At 47.4% G+C, this 21,122-nt stretch carries 19 protein-coding genes and 1 tRNA gene; 9 read left to right on the top strand and 11 right to left on the bottom strand.

Annotated features, from left to right (window positions below; all coding sequences use genetic code 11):
- Positions 1 to 133 precede the first annotated feature (133 nt).
- From DRJ53_RS00215 to DRJ53_RS00185, 7 genes are all read right to left on the bottom strand, one after another.
- Complete coding sequence (locus tag DRJ53_RS00215) at positions 134 to 529, bottom strand: HYC_CC_PP family protein (protein WP_114233582.1); 396 nt, start codon at positions 527 to 529, stop codon at positions 134 to 136.
- 85 nt (positions 530 to 614) lie between these two features.
- A complete protein-coding gene (locus DRJ53_RS21940) occupies positions 615 to 932 on the bottom strand; it encodes a four-helix bundle copper-binding protein (RefSeq protein ID WP_240040800.1) in 318 nt (105 codons plus the stop codon).
- Between the two features lie 45 nt (positions 933 to 977).
- On the bottom strand, positions 978 to 1,586 hold the full coding sequence (locus DRJ53_RS00205; protein ID WP_114233580.1) for a DUF305 domain-containing protein: 609 nt from the start codon (positions 1,584 to 1,586) through the stop codon (positions 978 to 980).
- Between the two features lie 117 nt (positions 1,587 to 1,703).
- Positions 1,704 to 2,294: a DUF305 domain-containing protein gene (locus tag DRJ53_RS00200; protein WP_123893258.1), complete on the bottom strand. Its 591-nt coding sequence runs from the start codon at positions 2,292 to 2,294 to the stop codon at positions 1,704 to 1,706.
- Positions 2,295 to 2,510: 216 nt separating this feature from the next.
- Positions 2,511 to 2,717 (bottom strand): heavy-metal-associated domain-containing protein, encoded by a 207-nt coding sequence (locus DRJ53_RS00195; RefSeq protein WP_114233578.1) that lies wholly within the window; start codon positions 2,715 to 2,717, stop codon positions 2,511 to 2,513.
- A 21-nt stretch (positions 2,718 to 2,738) separates the two neighbouring features.
- Positions 2,739 to 5,159 carry a heavy metal translocating P-type ATPase gene (locus DRJ53_RS00190; RefSeq protein ID WP_114233577.1) on the bottom strand — a complete coding sequence of 807 codons (2,421 nt, stop codon included), beginning with the start codon at positions 5,157 to 5,159 and terminating at the stop codon, positions 2,739 to 2,741.
- 458 nt (positions 5,160 to 5,617) lie between these two features.
- Positions 5,618 to 5,694: transfer RNA gene (locus DRJ53_RS00185), tRNA-His, on the bottom strand.
- 286 nt (positions 5,695 to 5,980) lie between these two features.
- Between DRJ53_RS00185 and DRJ53_RS00180 the strand changes: the two genes are divergently transcribed.
- The 4 genes from DRJ53_RS00180 (at position 5,981) to DRJ53_RS00165 (ending at position 11,985) form a co-directional block, all read left to right on the top strand.
- The gene (locus DRJ53_RS00180) at positions 5,981 to 8,617 is read left to right on the top strand and encodes an outer membrane beta-barrel protein (RefSeq protein WP_114233576.1); all 2,637 of its coding nucleotides are present in this window, start codon (positions 5,981 to 5,983) and stop codon (positions 8,615 to 8,617) included.
- A 129-nt stretch (positions 8,618 to 8,746) separates the two neighbouring features.
- The gene (locus DRJ53_RS00175) at positions 8,747 to 9,751 is read left to right on the top strand and encodes a Gfo/Idh/MocA family protein (protein WP_123893255.1); all 1,005 of its coding nucleotides are present in this window, start codon (positions 8,747 to 8,749) and stop codon (positions 9,749 to 9,751) included.
- On the top strand, positions 9,720 to 10,874 hold the full coding sequence (locus DRJ53_RS00170; protein WP_241558403.1) for a glycosyltransferase: 1,155 nt from the start codon (positions 9,720 to 9,722) through the stop codon (positions 10,872 to 10,874). The genes DRJ53_RS00175 and DRJ53_RS00170 overlap by 32 nt, the downstream gene beginning before the upstream one ends.
- Positions 10,867 to 11,985 carry a glycosyltransferase gene (locus DRJ53_RS00165; protein ID WP_162303773.1) on the top strand — a complete coding sequence of 373 codons (1,119 nt, stop codon included), beginning with the start codon at positions 10,867 to 10,869 and terminating at the stop codon, positions 11,983 to 11,985. The genes DRJ53_RS00170 and DRJ53_RS00165 overlap by 8 nt, the downstream gene beginning before the upstream one ends.
- Here DRJ53_RS00165 and DRJ53_RS00160 read toward each other — a convergent pair.
- A complete protein-coding gene (locus DRJ53_RS00160; protein ID WP_114233572.1) occupies positions 11,969 to 12,658 on the bottom strand; it encodes a cell division ATP-binding protein FtsE in 690 nt (229 codons plus the stop codon). The genes DRJ53_RS00165 and DRJ53_RS00160 overlap by 17 nt on opposite strands.
- A gap of 278 nt (positions 12,659 to 12,936) precedes the next feature.
- On the opposite strand from DRJ53_RS00160, the gene DRJ53_RS00155 reads away from it, so the two are divergent.
- The 3 genes from DRJ53_RS00155 (at position 12,937) to DRJ53_RS00145 (ending at position 14,757) form a co-directional block, all read left to right on the top strand.
- Positions 12,937 to 13,299, top strand: coding sequence for a BlaI/MecI/CopY family transcriptional regulator (locus DRJ53_RS00155; protein ID WP_114233571.1), 363 nt, complete (start codon positions 12,937 to 12,939; stop codon positions 13,297 to 13,299).
- Positions 13,296 to 14,177: a M56 family metallopeptidase gene (locus DRJ53_RS00150; protein ID WP_114233570.1), complete on the top strand. Its 882-nt coding sequence runs from the start codon at positions 13,296 to 13,298 to the stop codon at positions 14,175 to 14,177. The genes DRJ53_RS00155 and DRJ53_RS00150 overlap by 4 nt, the downstream gene beginning before the upstream one ends.
- A gap of 331 nt (positions 14,178 to 14,508) precedes the next feature.
- Positions 14,509 to 14,757, top strand: coding sequence for a hypothetical protein (locus DRJ53_RS00145; RefSeq protein WP_123893253.1), 249 nt, complete (start codon positions 14,509 to 14,511; stop codon positions 14,755 to 14,757).
- Between the two features lie 126 nt (positions 14,758 to 14,883).
- Here DRJ53_RS00145 and DRJ53_RS00140 read toward each other — a convergent pair whose 3' ends face one another.
- Positions 14,884 to 16,071 carry an AIR synthase-related protein gene (locus DRJ53_RS00140; protein WP_114233568.1) on the bottom strand — a complete coding sequence of 396 codons (1,188 nt, stop codon included), beginning with the start codon at positions 16,069 to 16,071 and terminating at the stop codon, positions 14,884 to 14,886.
- 247 nt (positions 16,072 to 16,318) lie between these two features.
- Here DRJ53_RS00140 and DRJ53_RS00135 point away from each other — a divergent pair, with 247 nt between their 5' ends.
- Positions 16,319 to 17,248, top strand: a complete 930-nt coding sequence (locus DRJ53_RS00135) for a bifunctional riboflavin kinase/FAD synthetase (protein WP_114234385.1) — start codon at positions 16,319 to 16,321, stop codon at positions 17,246 to 17,248.
- Positions 17,249 to 17,350: 102 nt separating this feature from the next.
- Here the strand turns inward: DRJ53_RS00135 and holA are convergent, their stop codons facing one another.
- The gene (gene holA, locus DRJ53_RS00130) at positions 17,351 to 18,355 is read right to left on the bottom strand and encodes a DNA polymerase III subunit delta (protein WP_114233567.1); all 1,005 of its coding nucleotides are present in this window, start codon (positions 18,353 to 18,355) and stop codon (positions 17,351 to 17,353) included.
- 128 nt (positions 18,356 to 18,483) lie between these two features.
- On the opposite strand from holA, the gene DRJ53_RS00125 reads away from it, so the two are divergent.
- Entirely contained in the window at positions 18,484 to 19,470 is a 987-nt protein-coding gene (locus DRJ53_RS00125) for a GumC domain-containing protein (protein ID WP_114233566.1), read from the top strand.
- 457 nt (positions 19,471 to 19,927) lie between these two features.
- On the opposite strand, the gene DRJ53_RS00115 is transcribed toward DRJ53_RS00125, so the two are convergent.
- Positions 19,928 to 21,121, bottom strand: coding sequence for a fasciclin domain-containing protein (locus tag DRJ53_RS00115; RefSeq protein ID WP_114233564.1), 1,194 nt, complete (start codon positions 21,119 to 21,121; stop codon positions 19,928 to 19,930).
- Position 21,122: the final 1 nt, after the last annotated feature.

The following is a 21,122-nucleotide window of genomic DNA, read 5'->3' as shown; positions in this document are numbered from 1 at the left end:
TATGGTAAATAAGCGTTGTTCCGCACCCGGTCAGTGGAGGGTCGGGCTCCAGGAAACATCTGGGTATTGATGTCCGATACAAAACGCCTATAGCCCGGCAATGCTTTGCCCGGCTTCAGTCAGAGAAGTTATATCAAATTCGGAAGACGCAATTACGGACGTAGATGTCCGTACTACCAAAAAGAGGTGGTGCGTGACTAATAGGGAAGCGCTCAGCAAGTGGTTGAGAATGCTCAGTAGCATCATTTGGCAAGGGCAAGGCAGCAACAGAAAGGAGTTTAAAGTTGAAAAGTTGCTGGGCCTCTGTCTTTTGGTCATTATCCAGTTGTACGAACTTCTGTTCGTCCTTGCAACAGCCTTTGTCCTTGTTCGCCCCTTTTTCCATACCGCATTTGCCGCAGGTTTTGGCAGGCTTATGTTTCAGGCTGGCATGAACAAGTTCGCCCATGCAGTAGTGCAAATGCATGGTGGCCCCCGACGCAAAAGCGAGGTAAAAAAGAGCCACTACAAATACAATAAACTTGCGCATGGATGATTACAAATCTATACAAATTTATTTTCCCTTGTACCCTGCTGCCGTTATCCAGGGCACAAGGGAAATGTCTAACTCATCATTAGGCAGCCATTCGGCGGCACTCTTCCGCACAACGGCGACAGGCTTCTGCACACTCCTTGCAATGGGCATGTTGGTGCTTTCCGCACTCTTCTCCACAAGCCTCACAAATTTCGGCGCACACAAGACAAAGCTGTTTTGCGGTGGTCCCATTCATGCTCATCACTTGGGCTGCGGCATAACAGATAGCCGCACACTCCATATCTAATTGAATACAGCGAGCCATCATCTTTACATCGTCCTCCTGCAAACAGGCTGAAGCACAATGATTACAGGTAGAGGCGCATCGCAAACATGCGTCAATACAGGCTTGGTACATTTGATTGTGTGCCATAATTATCGGTTTATGGGTTATGAAGATATTTTACCTCCTGTTGGCCTTTAGCCAGTTAGATAGTTCTTGAATTTCCTTTTGTTGTGCATCAATAATTTCCAGGGCCAACGCTCGAAGCTCCATATGGTTACCATAACGCAGATAGGCTTCCGCATTTTCAATGGCAGCATTGTGGTGTTGGATCATAAGCGTGGCGAAATCATTATCAATGTCACCAGTCAAAAGCTGAACATCAGAAATGGCATCCATTTTCATCATGTGCTCCATTTGCTCCATTGAAAAAGCCGGAACGCTATTGTCAGGACTTATTCCAGCAAGAATGTCATTGAACTCCTGAATTTCCTTTTGCTGTTCGGCTATAATCTTTTGTGCGGTCCTTTTCAGGGAATCGTTACTTCCTTCCTGAAGCTGTAGATTAGCCATATTAATGGCCCCCTTGTGGTGCATGATCATCATCCGGCTGAAGTCAATTTCTGGATCATTCGCGGGCGTCATTGCCGACATACTGTCCATCATTTGGTGCATCAATTGCATCATTCGGTTACTGTCATGTGGTTGCAATTCAAGGTCATCTTCTTTTTCACATGCAGTAAAGAAAACAATGGCAAAGCCCACGAAAGCCAACAGGGTATTTTTCATTTATGGTGAGTTTAAGGGTGAACACATTTTTGTTTATTGGCTTCACTTATGGTATGATAACCAAGCCTGCAATTCGTTGACCTCTTTTGGTTGTGTAGCGATAATATTCCGGGCAATTCATTTAAGTTCTGCATTCTTAGCTTCTTTCATATAAGCCTCGGCCATCTTTACGGCATCCTGATGATGGGGAATCATCATGCTGGCAAACATGGCGTCCAGGGTGCCGCCTTCCATTTTCATCTGGCTCATTTCCGTCATCATGCCCACAACGCCTTTCCCATAATCAGATCTTCCGGATGGCAGATGATTTTGAAGGAAAGCATCAAACTGGCTTATTTCTCTTTGCTGGTCATCGATCATTTTTTGCGCCATTGCTTTCATTTGGGCATCTGCACCGTTGGACACTTCAATTTTTGCCATGTCCACCGCACTTTGGTGGTGGCGCTTCATCATCATGGTAAAGTCGTGGTCGGCGTCGCCGGTGGATTGCATTTTTTTCATTTGCTGCATGGCGTCATTCATCACTTGGTGCAGGTCCATCATGGCATTGCCGCCCGCCGTTGCGGTTGTTGAAGTATCGGCCGTAGCGGCGGCACTATTGGTATGGCCGCTGTGGCCGGCCGTGTCAGCATTATTGGTATCCGTGCTGGAATTGCTGGCACAGGCTGCAAGAAGCACCGCAAGGGAAATAACCCACATTTTGTTCATGATCAATGTTTTATAATTAATTTTCTGATAAGCAGGCCAGTTTGTGGTTGCAGTATTTTGCGAAGCAATTAGATACTGCTGCGGCAATTCTGCCAGATGATACGTTTTGGGCTTTGCCAATAGTTACAATTGGGGTTGTTGCAAAGCCTGTATAGCCCGGGATCACTTGTGTTAACAAAACGTAGGCCACGATCCCGGGCTATCGAATGGTACAGTTTACAACTGCTCGGCTTTGAAACCTGCTTTTTCAACAGCGGATTTTACCTCCGAAGCCGGCAATGGGGTTTCAACAGTCAAAACCTTTTGGGGGTTTACGGTGTCCACATTCCACTTAACGATCTCAGTCAGTTTTTCCAAATGAGGCGTAACAGCGGCAATACAACCGCCGCAATTGATGTTTGTTTTGAATTGATAGGTATTCATGTTTTATTGTTTTTAGATTGTTTATAAACGTTGCCATTTCAGCCGCAGGCTGTTGGCCACCACACTTACACTACTTAGCGCCATGGCGGCTCCTGCAATCATGGGGTTCAGTAGAAAACCAGTAAACGGATAAAGCAAACCGGCCGCAATGGGAATGCCAATAAGGTTGTATATAAAAGCCCAAAACAGGTTTTGGCGAATGGTGCGTACTGTTTGCCTCGACAACCGAAGCGCCTGCGGAATGCGGGCCAAGTCGGAGGTCATCAGCGTCATCTTGGCTACATCCATCGCTATATCGCTGCCTTGTGCCATAGCTATGCTCACATCGGCCTGCGCCAGGGCCTGGCTGTCGTTGATGCCATCGCCCACCATGCCCACAGTTTTGCCCTGCTGTTGCAACGTTTTTACAAAAGTGGCCTTATCCTGCGGCATGGCCTCCGCCTTGTAATGGGCAATGCCTACCTGCTGCGCCACCGCGGCTGCAGTTTGTTCGTTATCGCCGGTAAACATAAATACCTCGATCCCTAACTTTTGTAATTCCTCGATGGCTGATTTTGAAGATGGTTTAATTTGATCGGCAATGGCAATGGCTGCAAGTACCTCACCCCCGCCGGCAAAAAACACAACGGTGTTGGCCTTTTCCCGTTGTTCCGTGGTCCATTCAGTGATAACATCTGGTAACTCAATACTATGATCGGCCAGCAATTGCCTGGTACCCGCCATATAAGTTTGCCCATCGTATTGTGCAGTGATGCCTTTACCGGTTACCGATTCAATATTTTTCAGTGCAACCGGCACTGCTACAGCTTTAAGATGAGCCGTAACAGCATCGGCAAGCGGGTGCTCGGAAGCTGACTCCAGGCTAAAAAGAATGCTGGTAAACAGCGGCTCTTTTACCAACCACATTGCATCGGTAACAGTGGGCTTTCCTTCGGTGATGGTGCCAGTTTTGTCGAGCACTAATGTGTCGATTTTGTGTGCCAGTTCCAGGCTCTCCGCGTCTTTGATCAGGATGCCGTGTTCGGCGCCTTTTCCCACACCCACCATGATGGCCGTAGGTGTGGCCAAGCCCAGCGCACAAGGGCAAGCAATTACCAGCACCGTTACCAGGGCAAGCAGGCCCTGTGTCAGTCCGTTTTCGCCGCCGAGCACCATCCATGCAGCAAACGCCAGCAATGCAATGCCAATGACCACAGGCACAAACACGCCTGCAATTTTATCCACCAGTTTCTGCACTGGCGCTTTGGAGCCCTGTGCCTCCTGCACCATTTTAATAATGTGTGCCAGCAGGGTTTCGCTGCCCACTTTTTGGGCCCTGAATTGAAAAGTGCCTTTCTGGTTAATGGTTCCTGCAAACACTTTAGAGTCGGCTTGTTTTATCACCGGTACCGGCTCACCACTGATCATGCTTTCATCCACGTACGATTCGCCGGTGACAACCGCGCCATCCACCGGAATTTTTTCGCCGGGTTTTACCACCAGTAAATTACCAACCTGCACTTGTTCGATTGGAAGCTCCGCTTGGTGGCCGCCTTCGTGAATAACGGTAACGGTATTGGGTTGCAGCCCAATCAATTTTTTAATGGCGGAAGAAGTGGAGGCTTTAGCCCGCTCTTCCAGCAATTTGCCCAATAGAATAAAAGCAATGACCACTGCAGCTGCTTCAAAATACACATGGGCATGCAGGCCGCGCTGGTGCCAGAACTGCGGGTACAAGGTATTGAACACGGAGAACAGGTAGGCAATGCCGGTGCTCAGCGCCACCAGCGTGTCCATGTTAGCAGAACGGTGCTTTGCCTGCTTCCATGCATTTACAAAAAACTGGCTGCCAAACACCAGTACTACCGGCGTAGCCAAAGCCCACATGATGAAATTGGCGTAACGCATATCCATAAAGAACATACCGATGACCACCAGCGGAACGGACAAACCAACCGACCAGAGCGTCTTTATTTTCAACCTGCGCAACTTTTCTTTATGGAGGTCGTCAAGAGCCTCTTTGGCTTCTTTTGAATCCTCTATCACCAAGTCGTAGCCTATGGATTGAACGCTTGCTTTGAGTTGTGCGGGTGTAACAACCGTGGGTACATACTCGACCTGAAGTGAGCTGTTGGCAAAGTTGACACCTGCCGCTACCACACCAAGTTGCGCCTTTACAATACTTTCGGCACTGGCGGCGCAGGAAGCACAGCTCATACCGGTTACGGGGAAAGAATTTTTAATTGTTTCTACGTCATAGCCCAGGTTGCGAACGGCATGAACCACTTGTGAAATCACTTCTTGGTCGTCCGTTTCGATAACGGCCTTATGATTATTCAGTTCCACTTTATGGGCTTTTACGCCCGGCACTTTTGCAATGCCCTTGTCTACAATTAGTGCACAGTGCTCGCTTTCTACGCCGCTCAACGGCAGTTCTATTATATGTTGGTTGTCGGCACTCATTATTTGCTTTTTTAATACCACAAAGGTCCCAAATGATAGTGCAGTAGTTGTTACATAATTCCTGAAATGATGTACAAGGTTTTTCGATACACTAATTAAAGCTTCGAAGTAGGTAATGCATGTAGTAGACGCAAATGATAGCTTAAGTACCTGCGGAGAGCTTTTAGGCGATGACCACCGGGCGTAGAGTAAATACTTGTGCTTCAAGCAAAACTGAAGTAAGAGCTAATTCAGGAAGTCAGGAAGAAACGGACAGAATTGTGCTGTTAGGCAACGGTTGGAGCGTCGGTAAACGCGTCACCTGGACTCATTTCAGGCGCTTTTCAGACACAACAGAAAATAATTGTATTTTTACCCCACACCGACGCAAAGAGGTTTTATTTAGTTGAAAACCCAATACAGGAGCCCATTTCAGCCCTCACCCCCAACAAAAAGCCCCGCATTGCTGCAGGGCCTCTTGGGGTGAATGACGGGGGTCGAACCCGCGACCTTCGGAACCACAATCCGACGCTCTAACCAACTGAGCTACAATCACCGTTTTTGTTGGGAGGCAAAACTAAGGAAAACAGGAAACAATCAATGCATTTTTCTGAAAAAAATCTTGACCCAGCCACCCGGGCGTCAGAAATATTTTGACAGCGCTACACTAAAAAATCCTCATATAAAATAATACCGGTTCGTTGCGTTCGGCAGGCCCCATGTTAATTATGGTTAACCCTGCCAACCCTCTAGCCGATTGGATTGTAACTTGCAAGCGTCTTTTCAGGCACGCATTGAAGAAAACCCCAAGATGTGCGCCCCGCGCATATAAAAACAAATTTATGAGACACTTGTTTGTGCTGTTGGCACTGCTGTTCGCTACCCATTTTTCCTTTGCACAAAACCCACAGGGTGCACGACGGGGAGGCGGCCCACAAATGGCCGGCCGCTTTTATGGCAAAGTGGTAGATGCCAATAACAAACCAGTGGACGCAGCGTCGGTAACATTGGTGCAGGACCGAATGGACTCGGCAACACGCCAACGAAAAGAAACGGTAGTAAATGGCATGCTTACCCGCGCCAACGGCGAGTTTAGCATGGACAATGTGCCGGCAATGGGCCGCTATAAACTCCGCATCACCGGTATTGGTTTCAAACCCTTTGAGCAAAATGTAGCCTTCGATTTGCCCAGTGGTCCAGGCGCCGCGGCCGGTTCTGTTTCGGTGGCGGAACTGCTCGATAAAGACCTTGGCAACCTGAAATTAGAAATCGATGATAAACTGTTGCAGAATGTAACGGTAACGGCTGACCGACCAATGTTGCAAATGGGCATTGACCGTAAAATATTTAATGTAGACCGCAACCTTACTTCGGCGGGTGGTACCGCTGTTGATGTAATGCGCAACGTGCCTTCCATCAATGTGGATGTGGATGGCAACGTAACGCTGCGCAACCAAAGCCCGCAGATTTTTGTGGATGGTCGTCCAACCAACCTCACACTGGAACAAATTCCGGCCGATGCTATTGAAAGCGTTGAAATCATCTCCAACCCTTCCGCCAAGTTTGATGCATCTGGTGGCGGCGGCGGTATCCTGAACGTTGTTTTGAAAAAAAATAAACGCGTTGGCTATAGCGGCAACCTGCGCACCAACGTAGATTCACGCGGCCGCATTGGCGCCGGTGTAGATATCAATGTGCGTCAAAACAAGATCAACTTTTTTGCCGCGGCAAACTACAACCAACGCAAAACCATTTCTACAGGCAGCCAGTTCAGGAACACCACTACCAACCAGATCGAAAACAGCCTGACGCAAACCGATCGCAACGTTTCGGAAGGTAATTTCAGGTTTTTGCGGGCGGGTTTCGATTACTTCATCAACAACCGCAACACTATTACCATTACAGGCAACACGGTACGAAGCCAGTTTGAACCCGAAAACCGCAGCTTTATTTATATCGACCAGCAAAAGCCATTTTTGTCCAACTCCTACAACGAACGTTTTGCACAAACGGTGGGACGCAACCGCAACATGGGTGGACAGATCTCGTATAAATATAATTTCCCTAAAGCAGGTAAAGAACTGACCAGCGACCTTACCTACAACCGCAGCCGCAGCAACAACGACAACAATGTTTTTTCAAATGTTTACAACGCACCGGGCAGCCCGCTGCGCAACTATCAAAACCAGTTGCAACTGGGTGCCGGTAAAAATGAAAACTTGATTTATCAACTCGATTTTGTCAATCCTCTGAGCGACAAATCGAAAATGGAAATGGGTTTTCGCTCTAGCCTGCGCAAGGTGGCCAGCCAAAACAATTTCTTCCTCGACTCAACCGATGGCGTATACAAATTTGAACCGGCCCGTTCGGTAGAATTCAACAGCCGCGACCAGGTGCATGCTGCCTATGTAACCTATAGCCAGCAGCTGAAAAACTTCAACTACCAGTTGGGACTTCGTGCTGAGAGTTCATTCTACACCGGCGAATTGCCCACAAGGAAGCAAAATTTTGACATTGAGTTTCCGCTCAGCTTTTTCCCCAGTGTATTTTTAAGCCAGCGCCTGAGCGAAGACCAGGATCTGCAACTGAATTATTCGCGCCGCATCAACAGGCCCAACTTTTGGCAACTATTTCCCTTTGTTGATTATACCGATACACTCAACCTGAGCCGCGGTAACCCTGGACTGAAGCCAGAGTTTACCAATTCGATCGAGGTTTCTTATTCCAAACAATTCAAAAACCGCAGCTCGTTTTTAGCGTCGGTGTATTTCCGCAACACCAATAATGTAATCAGCCGTTTCCAGGTGCCGGAAGATGATACAGTGGTAAAACGCCAGGTGTTCATCAATACCTATATCAACGCCAACCGTAGCTACATCACCGGTATGGAACTTACCGGTCGTACGCCTTTGGCAAAATGGTGGGATGTAAATGCCAACCTGAACCTGTTTGTTTCGCAAATTCAAATCGACATCCCGGGACAAACCCAACAGGATCCGCTGTTCTCTTATTTTGCAAAAGTGAACAACACGTTCCGCCTACCTAAAAACCTGTCGCTGCAACTTTCTGCCGATTACCAGTCACGTACCATTTTGCCTGCAGGCGGTGGTGGTGGCGGCCGAGGCGGTGGCGGCGGTGGTGGATTTGGTGGCGGTTTCGGCGGTGGATTTGGTTCGCAAACAACCGCGCAGGGATACATCAAACCAAACTTTGGCGTGGATGCTGCACTGCGGCTGGAGTTCCTGAAAAACCGCACTGCGTCGGTATCGCTCAACATCCAGGATATTTTCCGCACCAGGCTGTATCGTTCGGTTTCCGAGTCGCCGTTTTTCTACCAGGAAGTGGAGCGCCGCCGCGACCCGCAGATCATGCGCCTGAATTTCAACTGGCGTTTTGGCAAATTCGATCCTACCCTGCTCAAGCGTAAAAACACACGCAGCGAACGTGAAGGCATGGGCGACGAAGGATTCAGACCTTAATGTTTTATCACACATAAAAGAAGCGGCGCACAAAATGTTTGTGCGCCGCTTCTTTTATCGGCATATCCAACAGCAATTGCATTGGTAAAAACTACAGCACCGCTGCAAAACCTTAACTTCGCCGGCGCTATGTTTCATTTTGCAATAATAGGATGCGGCCGTATTGCCTGGCGCCATGCCGAGCAAATAGCACGGGTGGGCAAACTAGTGGCGGTTTGCGATGTGGTGGCCGAAAAAGCGGAAGCATTTGCTACCCGTTTTGGCGCTAAAGCTTATACATCTATTGATGAATTATTGCAATCGGAAAAAGGCGTACAGGTAGTGGTAGTGTGTACGCCCAACGGCTTGCATGCTGAGCACACCATTAAATCGCTGCAAGGCGGCAGGCATGTACTTTGCGAAAAGCCGATGTGTCTTACAAAAGAAGCTGCCTACTCGATGCGTGACACGGCGCATTTTTTTCGGAGGCAATTGTTTATCGTAAAACAAAATCGTTTCAATCCGCCCGTGCAGGTTGTGAAAGAGTTGCTGGACAAAGGTGCATTGGGAAAAATTCTAAGCTTTTCGGTAAACGGATACTGGAATCGTTCGCAAGATTATTATGCTGGTGATTGGCGCGGTACGCAGGAATTGGATGGCGGAATATTGTATACCCAATTCAGCCATTTTATCGACCTGCTCATTTGGCTGTTGGGTGACGTAATAACAATCGATGCAAAAAAGAAAAATTGGAACTTGCGCCAACATTTTGAGTTAGAAGATACGTTCCTGGCCTTGCTGGAAACCAATTCCGGGGCAATGGGAACTGTGCATTTTTCAATCAATAGCTTTGGTGAAAATAAAGAAGGTTCCATTGCCATTATTGGCACAAAAGGCACTGTAAAGATTGGTGGGCAATATTTAAACACGCTGGACTGGAACACCAATGAAATGGATGTGCACACCAACGCCGTCCTTCCACAAAACCCCGCTAATCAGTATGGGTTTTATGCTGGTAGTATGAGTAACCATCATCTTGTTTTCGATGAATTGCAAAAAGCTTTAAACAATATGCCGCATCAATTACCCAGTGTGAGTGAAGCAATAAAAACGGTCGAAACAATTGACCGCCTCTATAAAGCTGCATCAGAATAAGAAACTGCAGCCCTCACTGCCGCGTACAGCAATGAAACGATTGGTATTTACAGTTACAAATGATTTGGTGTATGATCAACGGATGATCCGGATCTGCAGCACCCTCAGTGAGGCTGGACATGATGTATTGCTGGTGGGCAGGCAATACAGGGATTCACCGGCATTGGTGGGGCAACCTTTTCGGCAAAAACGTTTATCGCTGATTTTTCGCAAAGGTTTTTTCTTTTACCTCGAGTATAATTTCAGGCTGCTCATTTTTTTGCTAGCGCAGAGAGCGAACTTGATTTGCGCTATTGACCTCGATACCATCATCCCGGTTTTAATAGCGTCCAAAATAAAACGCACTAAGAGAGTTTATGATGCACATGAACTTTTTTGTGAAATGAAAGAGGTGGTGACGCGGCCTCTCGTTTATAAAATCTGGAAATGGATCGAACGGTTTGCGGTGCCCCGGTGTCGACATGGATACACGGTCAATGAGCCGATAAAAAAGATTTTCTTGTCGGAATACAAGGTGAATTATGGAGTGATCCGGAATATACCAAAGCTCACCAATGACCCAGTGGCTGATATAGTGCAGGAGCGGTTTATCATTTACCAGGGCGCTGTAAACGAAGGTCGTTCTTTTGAAACCCTCATACCTGCTTTTAAATGGATCGACTGCCCTTTGCATATTTATGGAGATGGCAACTACCTGGGCGCCGCAAAAGCAATCACTAAGCAAAACGGATTGGAAAATAAGGTGCACTTTAAAGGGAAGAAAATCCCTGCTGATTTACGTGTACTCACACCAAAAGCGATCCTAGGTATTACGCTGTTCGAGAACAATGGGTTAAGTAATTATTATTCACTTGCTAACCGATTTTTTGATTACATACATGCAGGCGTGCCGCAATTGTGCGTTGACTATCCGGTTTACCATGACATCAACCAGCAATTCGAAGTGGCCGTTTTGATCAGAGACCTTGCACCAATAAATATCGCGGAAAAGATAAATGGATTTTTAAGAGATCAAGCTTTACAAAACCGGCTGCGTGCTAATTGCCTCAAAGCCCGCCAGGAATTAAACTGGCAGGAAGAAGAAAAAAAATTACTGCACTTTTATCAACAGTTGCTTGGATAAACAGGTACATATTGTTTGCTTTGATGCGCCTGCCCCGCCCGATTATGGTGGCGTAATAGATTTGTATTATAAAATTGTAGCACTGGCCAATGCCGGCATAAAAATTAACCTGCATTATTTTCAATACAAAGCAGAACGGAATCACCAAGGCTTGGAGCAGTACTGCCATGCGGTACATGTTTATTCCAGGAAAAGTCCGTGGCAATGCCTGGCGTCACCGCTGCCCTACATTGTTGCATCACGCATCAACAAAGAATTGATACAGCGGCTGAATGGCGATGATTTACCTATTGTTTTTGAGGGTGTGCATTCCTGCGGCGTTATACCGTTTTTGACCAATAAAAACCGCAAAGTTGTAGTGCGGTTGCACAACAACGAAGCGGCCTACTACCAGCGCCTGGCGCAAACGGAAACATCGCCGCTCAAAAATTTTTATTACCTCGTAGAAAGCAACCGCCTGGAGCGCTACCAGCAACAACTGCCCAAGCATTTAAGCTATGCCGCCGTTTCAGAAAGAGATCGAGTGGTATTCCACGAAAAATACGGGCTGGAACAAACTTCTTTTGTACCGCCATTTGTTCCCTGGCAAGAGATCAATGCGGAAGCCGGACAAGGTAAGTATTGTCTTTATCATGGTAACCTATCCGTTGCGGAAAACAAAGCCGTAGTGCTGTGGCTTCTTGAACATGTGTTTTCAAAAACAGATACTCCGTTTGTTGTGGCGGGTAAAAATGCACCACAAAAACTGGCCGATAAAATTGCACAGCACCAAAACATCCGGTTGGTAAATAACCCTTCGGATGAAGAGATGGAAAGGTTAATAGGGGAAGCTCATATCAATATCCTGCCCTCGTTGAATGAAACCGGCATCAAGCTAAAATTATTACATGCACTCTTCCGCGGCCGTCATTGCATTACCAACGAGGCGGGCGTAGCAGGCAGTGGCCTCAACGAGTTGGTGCACCTGGCCGAAGATGCTGATGCATTTTCAACGCTGGTGCAAACACAAATGCAACAAGCCTTCACCGAAAAAGAAATGCAGCAACGTGTTCAGTTGCTGCATGCCTATAATAACCAGCGCAATGCTGCGGCGCTTATTGCATTGTTATAGATGCATTATCCTGCACCTGTCCTTTTTCGGTACGCACCATGCGGGCCGGGAATTTCTGAATCACAATATAGTCGTGTGTGGCCATCACCACGGCTGCACCGTAATCGCGGGAAATATGAAACAGCAGGTTCATGATCTCGTCGGAGGTTTCGGGATCAAGATTGCCGGTGGGCTCGTCCGCTAAAATGAGCTTGGGCGAATTAAGCAGGGCCCGCGCAATATCAATACGCTGTTGCTCGCCGCCACTGAGCTCAAACGGATATTTGAACCCTTTCGATTTCAAGCCCACTTTTTCCAGCACATCGGCAATCTTTTCATTCATTAGTTTATCGTCTTTCCAGCCGGTAGCTTTCAGCACAAACTTCAGGTTCTCATTCACGTTGCGGTCGGTGAGCAACTGGAAATCCTGGAACACCACACCCAGTGTACGGCGCAGGTAAGGAACCGTTTTCCAGGTCAGGTCGCGCAGGTTATAGCCGGCTACCGTGGCGTCACCTTCTTTCAAGGGCAGTTCGCCGTACAGCGTTTTCAGCAAGCTCGATTTGCCGGTTCCGGTTTTACCCACCAGGTACACAAACTCTCCTTTGTTCACGGTCAGGTTCACGTCTTGCAACACCAGGTTGCCGCCCTGGTAAATATTAGCGTTACGGATTTCTATGATGGGTTCAGCCATGAGCAATATTTATAAACTGCAAAATAAAGCAAGATTAGTTTGTAAGCTTTCATAAATAACACGGGCGGCTTTTCTACATAACGATCGAGTTACATAATATGCTTTGCGCTGCTTATATGAATGCGCCTGGAGGGCATTACGATGCCCATCAGTCTACCTTTTCATAGTGTTTCAGAACCTGCACCAAGCCCATCAGAAAAAGAATTTTGCTATCATAACTATATTTTTAGTTGATAAACTAATTTTTTAGTTATACATTCGAATTATAACCAACAACAATGAAAACGCTGACCAAGGCAGAAGAACAGGTGATGCAGGTGCTGTGGCAAATTGGCGAAGGTTTTATCCGCGATATAATGGAAGCCTTTCCCACACCCAAGCCGCACCAAAACACTATTGCCACCATCCTGAAAATACTGGTGGAAAAAGAATTTGTGGGCACCAAGGCATTCGGGCGGCAGTTCCAGTATCATCCGCTGGTGAGTAAAGACGCATATTCAAAATCAAGTTTCCGCAACCTTGTGAAAAGCTATTTCAGCGGCTCGTTTACCGAAGCGGTTTCGTTTATGGTAAAAGAAAATAACCTAAGCGTAGAGGAACTGGAAACCCTTTTGGCACAACTCAAAAAAGATAAACGATGAACGAAGCAATTGTTTACCTGATCAAAATGGTGGTTTGCTCCGGTGCGCTGTACGCCTATTATTTGCTGGCCTTGCGCAACCGTATTTTTCACCAATGGAACCGGTTTTACCTGCTTGCTACGGTGCTTTTTTCACTGATTTTTCCATTGATACCGATGCCCGGATTGTTTGCCATGCAGGGGCCGCAACAAGCGGTTGATTTTTCCAATATTTTTATCAGTAGTGGCAATGAAATAACGCTTGGTGCAAACGAAGCGAGCCGTTGGAGCGCTGCCAATTGGATGGCATCTGTATATGGATGCATTGCGGCCATTTTAATCGGCAGGTTGTTATTTGGCCTACTACAAATTGCCCGCCTATTCCGTAAATCGCCGGTGCAGCAACTAGGGCAGGTTTCATTTGTTTCCACACACCATCCTGCAGCACCATTTTCTTTTTTCAGTTGGCTGTTTTGGAAAAAAGACATCGAGCTGCAGTCACCGGGTGGGCAATCTATTTTCCGGCACGAGTTGGTGCACATTCAGGAACATCATTCGGTAGATAAAATGATGATGCAACTGGTGCTGGCGCTTTTCTGGGTCAACCCGGTTTTTTGGCTCATCCACCGCGAGTTGCAATTGATCCACGAATTTATTGCCGATAAAAAAGCAGTAGGTAATGCGGGTGTTGAGTCGCTTGCAGCCATGATCCTGCAATCGGCCTACAGTACGCAATACAACCAATTGATCAACCCATTTTTTCAACAACCCATAAAACGACGATTAGCCATGTTACAAAAAAACATTAAAAGCTCCGCGCAATGCTTACCTGGGGCGCATTCTATCCATTCCTCTTTGCGCACTGCTGCTGTTTGCATTTTCAAAAAAGAAAACAAATAGCAATGATCATCTTGCTGCACCAGAAGTTGCACCAACAGTAACCACTATTGCCCCCGCGCCAGCAGTTAACAACAGCCGGCCCAACAGCAAAGGCACCCCGAAAAGTAATGGCACCAACAAAAAAGAGGCTGTACTTAAATTATCAACATCAGTTATCACGGACACCATTCCGGCCAAACCTGTTGCTGATGATATCAAGGAAATACATGTAAACAAAAAGGACAAAGAAAAAACCATCACCATTATTTATAAAAACGGCAAAAAGGAAATCCTTACCGAACAACAAGCAAAAGAAAGAGGCTTGTTAAACCCTCCGCCACCTCCGCCGCCAGTGATATCAAAAATGCCAACGCCCCCTCCACCGCCCTCCATTGACGACCGTGTACTGGTGGTTGTAGATGGAAAAGAAAAAGGCACGCTGGCCACCACCGGCAAGCTGGATGATTTGTATAAGCCGGCGGATATTGAAAGCATTAATGTTTTGAAACACAAGTCAGCTACGGAAAAATATGGCGAAAAAGGTAAGTATGGAGTAATAGAAATTAATTTGAAAAAGCCTGGGGCTTCAAAGCAAGAATAACCGAAACTGGACTAAGCCTAATGCTTAAAAATGGTTTACTAAAATCGATTGTTTTCGCAACCTTAGAATAAACCATATAAAAATTGCCGGAAGAGAATTTCCGGCAATTTTTATATGGTTTATTGTTTAAAAATTGTAGACAATTTGTGCTTCGCCGGCTTTTACCAGCAGTTCCTGACCGCTAGCTGCCTCCACCCTTCCAATAACCTGTGCTTCAATGCTCAGGCTGTTTGCGGTAGCAATCATTTGCGCAGCTGCGCTTTCTTCGGTATAAATTTCCAGGCGGCAACCCATGTTAAACACCTGGTACATTTCCCGTGCATCGGCGCCGCTGCTTTGCTGGATGAGGCGGAAAATTTCCGGTGCATCAATCAGATTGTCTTTAATCACCTGCACGCCATCGGGCATGTATTTCATGCACTTGGTTTGGCCGCCACCACTACAGTGGATCATACCTTTCACTGCATCAAATTGTTCCGACAAAATGCGCTTGGCCAGCGGTGCGAATGTGCGGGTAGGCGACAAGAGCAATTTGCCTGCAGGCACATCAAAATTTTCGTTCCGGTATTGAATGGCAACAGGATCCGTTACCGAATGTTTGCCGATATAAGCCACGGCATCATCCATAGCTTCATCCAGTGATTCAGGATACTCGACTTTGTATTTTTTCTGCAATACATCATGCCGTGCCGATGTAAGCCCATTGGAGCCAATACCGCTGTTGTATTCGTTTTCATACACCGATTGCCCGTACGATGAAAAACCAACGATCACCTGGCCAGGGGCAATGCCTTCGTTGGTCACCAGTTTAGCTTTCGGCCAACGGGCAGTCATGGTGCCGTTCACCGCCACGGTGCGTACCACATCACCCACATCGGCGGTTTCGCCACCCATAAAAGTAATGTCCACCTGGTGCTGGCGCATGGTATCGAAAAACTCCTGTGAGCCATCGATCAGCGCTTGCAGCACTTCGGCGGGGATCCGCGATTTGTTGCGGTCAATAGACGAAGAGTATAACAATTTATCGGTGATGCCTACACACAACAGGTCGTCGGTGTTCATCACAATAGCATCCTGCGCAATGCCTTTCCACACCGACACATCGCCGGTTTCACGCCAATAGAGATACGCCAAAATGCTTTTGGTGCCGGCCCCATCGGCGTGCATCACGTTTACCCAGGCTTCGTCGCCACCCAGCACATCGGGGTATATTTTGCAAAAAGCCCGCGGGTACAGGCCTTTGTCAAGGTTTTTTGTGGCTGCGTGAACTTCTTCTTTCTGGGCACTTACGCCGCGTTTGGCATATAACGACATGAGGTAATATTTATCAGGCGCAAAGGTAGGTTAAAGGAGTTTGTAGTTTAGGGTTTGGAGGCCGTAGTTTGTATTTCGTACTGGAGGGCAAAAGGATTGAGATTGGCTGGCAGGAGTTTTTCCAGTTTTGATGCAGGCATTTGCGCCGATATGTTTTTGTTTAAAAAAGCCTGAGCCCACCCAACTAAAAACCGCAAACCCCAAACTACCAACTCCAAAACAACCTTCGCTTATCTTCGCGGTTCGCATGCAGGTACATTTTCAAACAGAGTCGCTTCCACCCTTCCGTAACGCGGTGCTTACCATTGGCACTTTTGATGGCGTGCACCAGGGCCACCAGCAAATTATTGCCGCCCTGAAAAAAGAAGCCACGGCTGTGGGCGGCGAAACGGTGATCATTACCTTTCACCCGCATCCCCGCAAGATTGTGTACCCCGGCGTGCCGCTGCAATTGATCAATACATTGGAGGAAAAAGTGGCGCTGCTCCAGGCGCAGGGCGTCGATCACCTGGTGGTGGTGCCCTTTAACCAGGATTTTGCCAGCCTAAGCGCCGAAGAATATATTACCGATTTTTTGATCCGCCGTTTTCATCCGCATACCATCATCATTGGTTACGACCATCATTTTGGCCGTGGGCGGAAAGGCAATTTTAAACTGCTCGAAGAAAAAGCGCCGCTGTTTCATTACCAGTTGGTAGAGATACCGCAGCACCTGCTTGATGCTATTGAAATCAGCAGCACCAAAATAAGGCATGCGCTATTGGGCAGCGAAGTTGAAACCGCCAACAAAGCGCTGGGCTACCCGTTTTTTTTTACAGGCACCGTGGTGCACGGCGATAAACTTGGCCGTACGCTTGGCTATCCAACCGCCAACCTGGTGTACAACGATGAGGATAAAATTCATTTAGGCGAAGGGGTATATGCTGTTACTGCAACAATTGAAAATGCGGTGTATAAAGGCATGCTATCCATTGGCACCCGACCTACGGTAAACGATACTATTGAAAAAGTAGAAGTCAACCTGTTTGATTTTGACCGCGAAATTTATGGACAGACCTTGCAGGTATCGGTACACCATTACCTGCGGCCACAAGAGCGGTATGCAAGCCTGGAAGCACTGACCGCACAAATTGACCAGGATAAAAGGGATAGTGTGCGGATGTTGGAAAATTTGTAATGGCAAATTATAGATTGCTGATTATTGATTATTCGCTACATAAGGATTCAGCACATCAACTATTAATTCATCATTCATCATTAAAAATTCCTAATTCCTTCGCTACCCTTCGCCCATTGCTTTAGCCACAAACTCTTTCATCAATTCCATATCATCGGTGCCGGCATCGTTCACACCAACAGCCCGCAGGTTGTAATGATGCAGCAATAAAATAATGCCTTCAACCGATGCCTGGCTGTAGCGTTGCGCGGCTTGCAGGTAATCGCGGACAAAAAATTTATTCACGCCCATATAGGTTGCCAGGGCCTGCTCGTCTTTCGATGGCGCCGAGTGCACCAGCAGCACTTTACTGAAAAAATTATACAAGGACGGCAAAATCAATTGTATGGGACCGGCCTTTGGATTGCCTTCAAAATATTGCAGGATGCGCACTGCTTTGTACAGGTCGCGGCGGCCCATGGCCTGCTGCAATTCAAATACGTTGAACTCTTTGCTTACGCCAATGTATTGCTCAATGTCATCTTCGGTTATGCTTTTCCGTTCCCCCAGGTTGAGGGCCAGTTTATCTATTTCATTGCGCAGCCGGCTCAGGTCGTTGCCAATATGATCGATCAGCAGGTGCAATGCTTTTGGCGTAATGGTAAAACCCTTGCTGCGCACCATATTGCTGGTCCAGTCCGGCAACTCATTATCATATAATTTTTTGGTGCTGAGCAACACACCTTTTTCTTTCAGCAGTTTGGCCAGCTTGGTGCGGCCGTCCACTTTTTTATTTTTATAAGCAACAAAAAGCAGCGTGCTGGTTAAAGGTTTATCCACATAAGCTTCCAGTTTTTCAATCTGCCGCATCTCCTGCGCTTCTTTTAAAATCACTACCTGCTGCTCGGCAAACATGGGATAACGGCGGCATGCATTCACCACTGTTGCCCAATCGGTATCCTTACCATACATCACCGTTAAGTTAAACCCGGCTTCACTTTCAGGCAGTAATTGATGCTCTGCAAATTGCACTACCTGGTCGATAAAAAACTCTTCTTCGCCCTCCAGCCAATACACGGCTTTAAAATTCTTTTTCTTCAGGTCACCAATTATTTTATCGGGCGTCATACTTTGAGTTAAATACTATAAATCAATTACTTACCTTTCTGGCACGATTTTCGAAAGTTCGGCCTCGAAATTTCTACGGCTCTATTTTTCCATACAAAGAACGTAATCTGAAATCAAAAACATTCAAGATGGCAAACACTAACTATCCATCCGCCAATCAGCCGCAAAACACCGGCAACGATAACAACGGCAACACAACTAAAAACGTACTTATTGGCGTGCTTGCCGCCGGCCTTTTAGGTACATGGGGTTATTTCCTGTACGACAAAAACAAGGCTGACGAACAAATCCAGATTACGCAAACACAAGCCAACACCGCAATGTCGGCCCGCGATTCTGTGCAGATCCTGTACAACGAGTCGTTGACCCGTTTGGATTCACTGACCGGCAACAACAACAACCTGCAAGGCCAGCTTGGTGAGCGTCAAACAGACATTACTCGTTTGCGTAGCGAGATCGATCGCATCATGCGCAATAAAAACGCGTCAGACGCCGACCTTCGCCGTGCACGTACACTGATCGGTGAACTGAATGGCAAGATCGCCAACCTGGAAATGGAAGTGGCCCGCCTGACCGGTGAAAACCAGGAGCTGGCTGCCAACAACACCCAGTTGTCGCAAGAACGCCAGGTGCTGGAAACAAACCTGCAAACCACAACTTCTGAGCGTGACGAGCTGGCTTCTACTGTTGACGTAGCCTCTACATTCACTGCTTCTAATATTCAAATCAAACCCGTAAACGAAAAACGCAACGGCAAGGAAAAAGAAACTTCCAATGCTAAGCGTGTAGACAAGCTGCTGGTTTCTTTTGATGTTGAAAACCGCATTGCCCGTTCCGGTCCTGCCGACCTGTATGTGATCGTGACTGCTCCCAGCGGACAGGTGATCAACGATGCAAACCTGGGCTCAGGCATGCTGAGCACCCGTAGCGAAGGCGACAAACAATTTACCTATAAGACCACCATCGACTACGAACAAGGCACCCGCAAAACTGTGCAGGTTCCCCTGCGTCAGAGCGATTTCCAAACCGGTAACTACAAGATTGAGATTTACCAAAATGGTTTGAAAATTGCCGAAGGCGTACGCAGCCTGAAAAAAGGCGGCTTGTTCGGATAAGATCATTCTTCCCATATCCTTAAAAAAGTCCGCTGCACCTTGGTGCGGCGGATTTTTTTTGTGGGGTAGTGAAAAAGTTGCCGGTATATTTTAAGGTGATGTAGTGAGTTGTCGATGGAAATATCTTACACGCTACACATCTCCTACGCTTATTCAATCATCATGCACTTTGCTCTGTCATCCTGAGCGCAGCGAAGGATCTGAGCTGGCAATAAAAAGAGTTTTGAAGATGCGTTTGCATGTATATCATAGCAACTTCAATGAAAGAACTCAGATCCTTCGCTGCGCTCAGGATGACAGGAACGAGGCCGCTTTTTACTTCGAAGGTTTTAATCACAGGAGCAATAAAATAAAACCAAAACAAAAAAGCTATTGCTTAAAAAACAACCACTTCACCCTCAAACAAAAATGCCCCGACCTAAATCGGGGCATTTTTTATAAAATATAAAAGCAATACTTATTGCGGCCGCAGCACCTGGTCAATTTTATGCAACACGCCATTGATGTAATGCTGGTCGCTGGTGCCGCCAGGTGCCGGTGTAGGATTGATCTGGATGTTGGCCGGCGCTGGGTTGGCCAAACCTTTCACAGTAGCAGCGGTTACACCCATCGGTGTCAGCGTTGCCTGCAGCGTTACTCCCGGATGCGCTGCCACTGCACTGTTCAGCAATGTAGGCACATTGGTAGCAGTTGCCGGCAGATTAATCGAGAAAGCTCGTTTACCCAACAAGTGATACACCACTACCGCTTTCACCACTTGTGCCGTAAGTACAGGAAAAAAGGCAGTATTGGAAAACACAGCGGGATTAGCAGCCAGCGCAGCAGCCGTGCCCGCAGCATTCGCCTGGTCCATGCCCTGCGCCATTAAAGCCATCGTGATCTGGCCGGTGAGCAGCGCCTGGAATGCTGCATTGGATGGCGCAAATACAGTAAGGCTGGCGGCCGGATTTTGCAAAGCAGCCTGTAAAGTACTGGCCGCCGCAGTGCCACTGTCGGCGCGTTGAATGGCTGCTTTTAAAAAGGTAAAATCAGCATCGTTGTTGATGCGATCCCAAAGGAACTGCGTGGGTGGCGCCACGACAAACGGCACTTTATAAACCGTTCCGTTCGATGCACTGATGTTGGCGCTGACTACCGGAATATTATTTACAAAAATGTTGTTGCCGCGCCGCGATGGAAACAAGGACATCCGCAAGCCCGGGGGCAGCGTAGCCGATGGTGGTGCCAATACAAACAGCGATGGTGCCTGTATATTCGGGAAGGTTTCCGCTAGGGCCGTAGGCGTATAATTTTGCCCGCCAATAATATGGTAACGCAACAAGGTATCTACCTGCCCGGGCCGCAACGCATTGATCACTGCCGTGGAAATACCCGATGCCTGGAAAGCCGCATTGGTAGGTGCAAAAACAGTAAAGGTGCCGGTTGAATCGGCCAGCGTGGTGCTGAGCGATGCGCCTGCACGGGTTACTGCAGCCCGCAGCGTTGAAAACTCCGGATCAGTGTTGATGAGCGTGGCAATGGATTGACCTGTTGGTGTAGGCCGTGCAATGGGTGTTGCATCGGGAAGGTCTTTATTACAAGCGGTTACAAGAGCGGCTGCACCTGCAAAGAGGGCAAACCGCCGGATTATATTTTGGGAAAAACGTTTCATG

Source organism: Paracnuella aquatica, from assembly GCF_003332885.2.
GTDB lineage: Bacteria > Bacteroidota > Bacteroidia > Chitinophagales > Chitinophagaceae > Flavisolibacter > Flavisolibacter aquaticus.
Note: the sequence above shows the minus strand (reverse complement) of the source record. Positions and strands in the feature narration are given on the sequence as shown.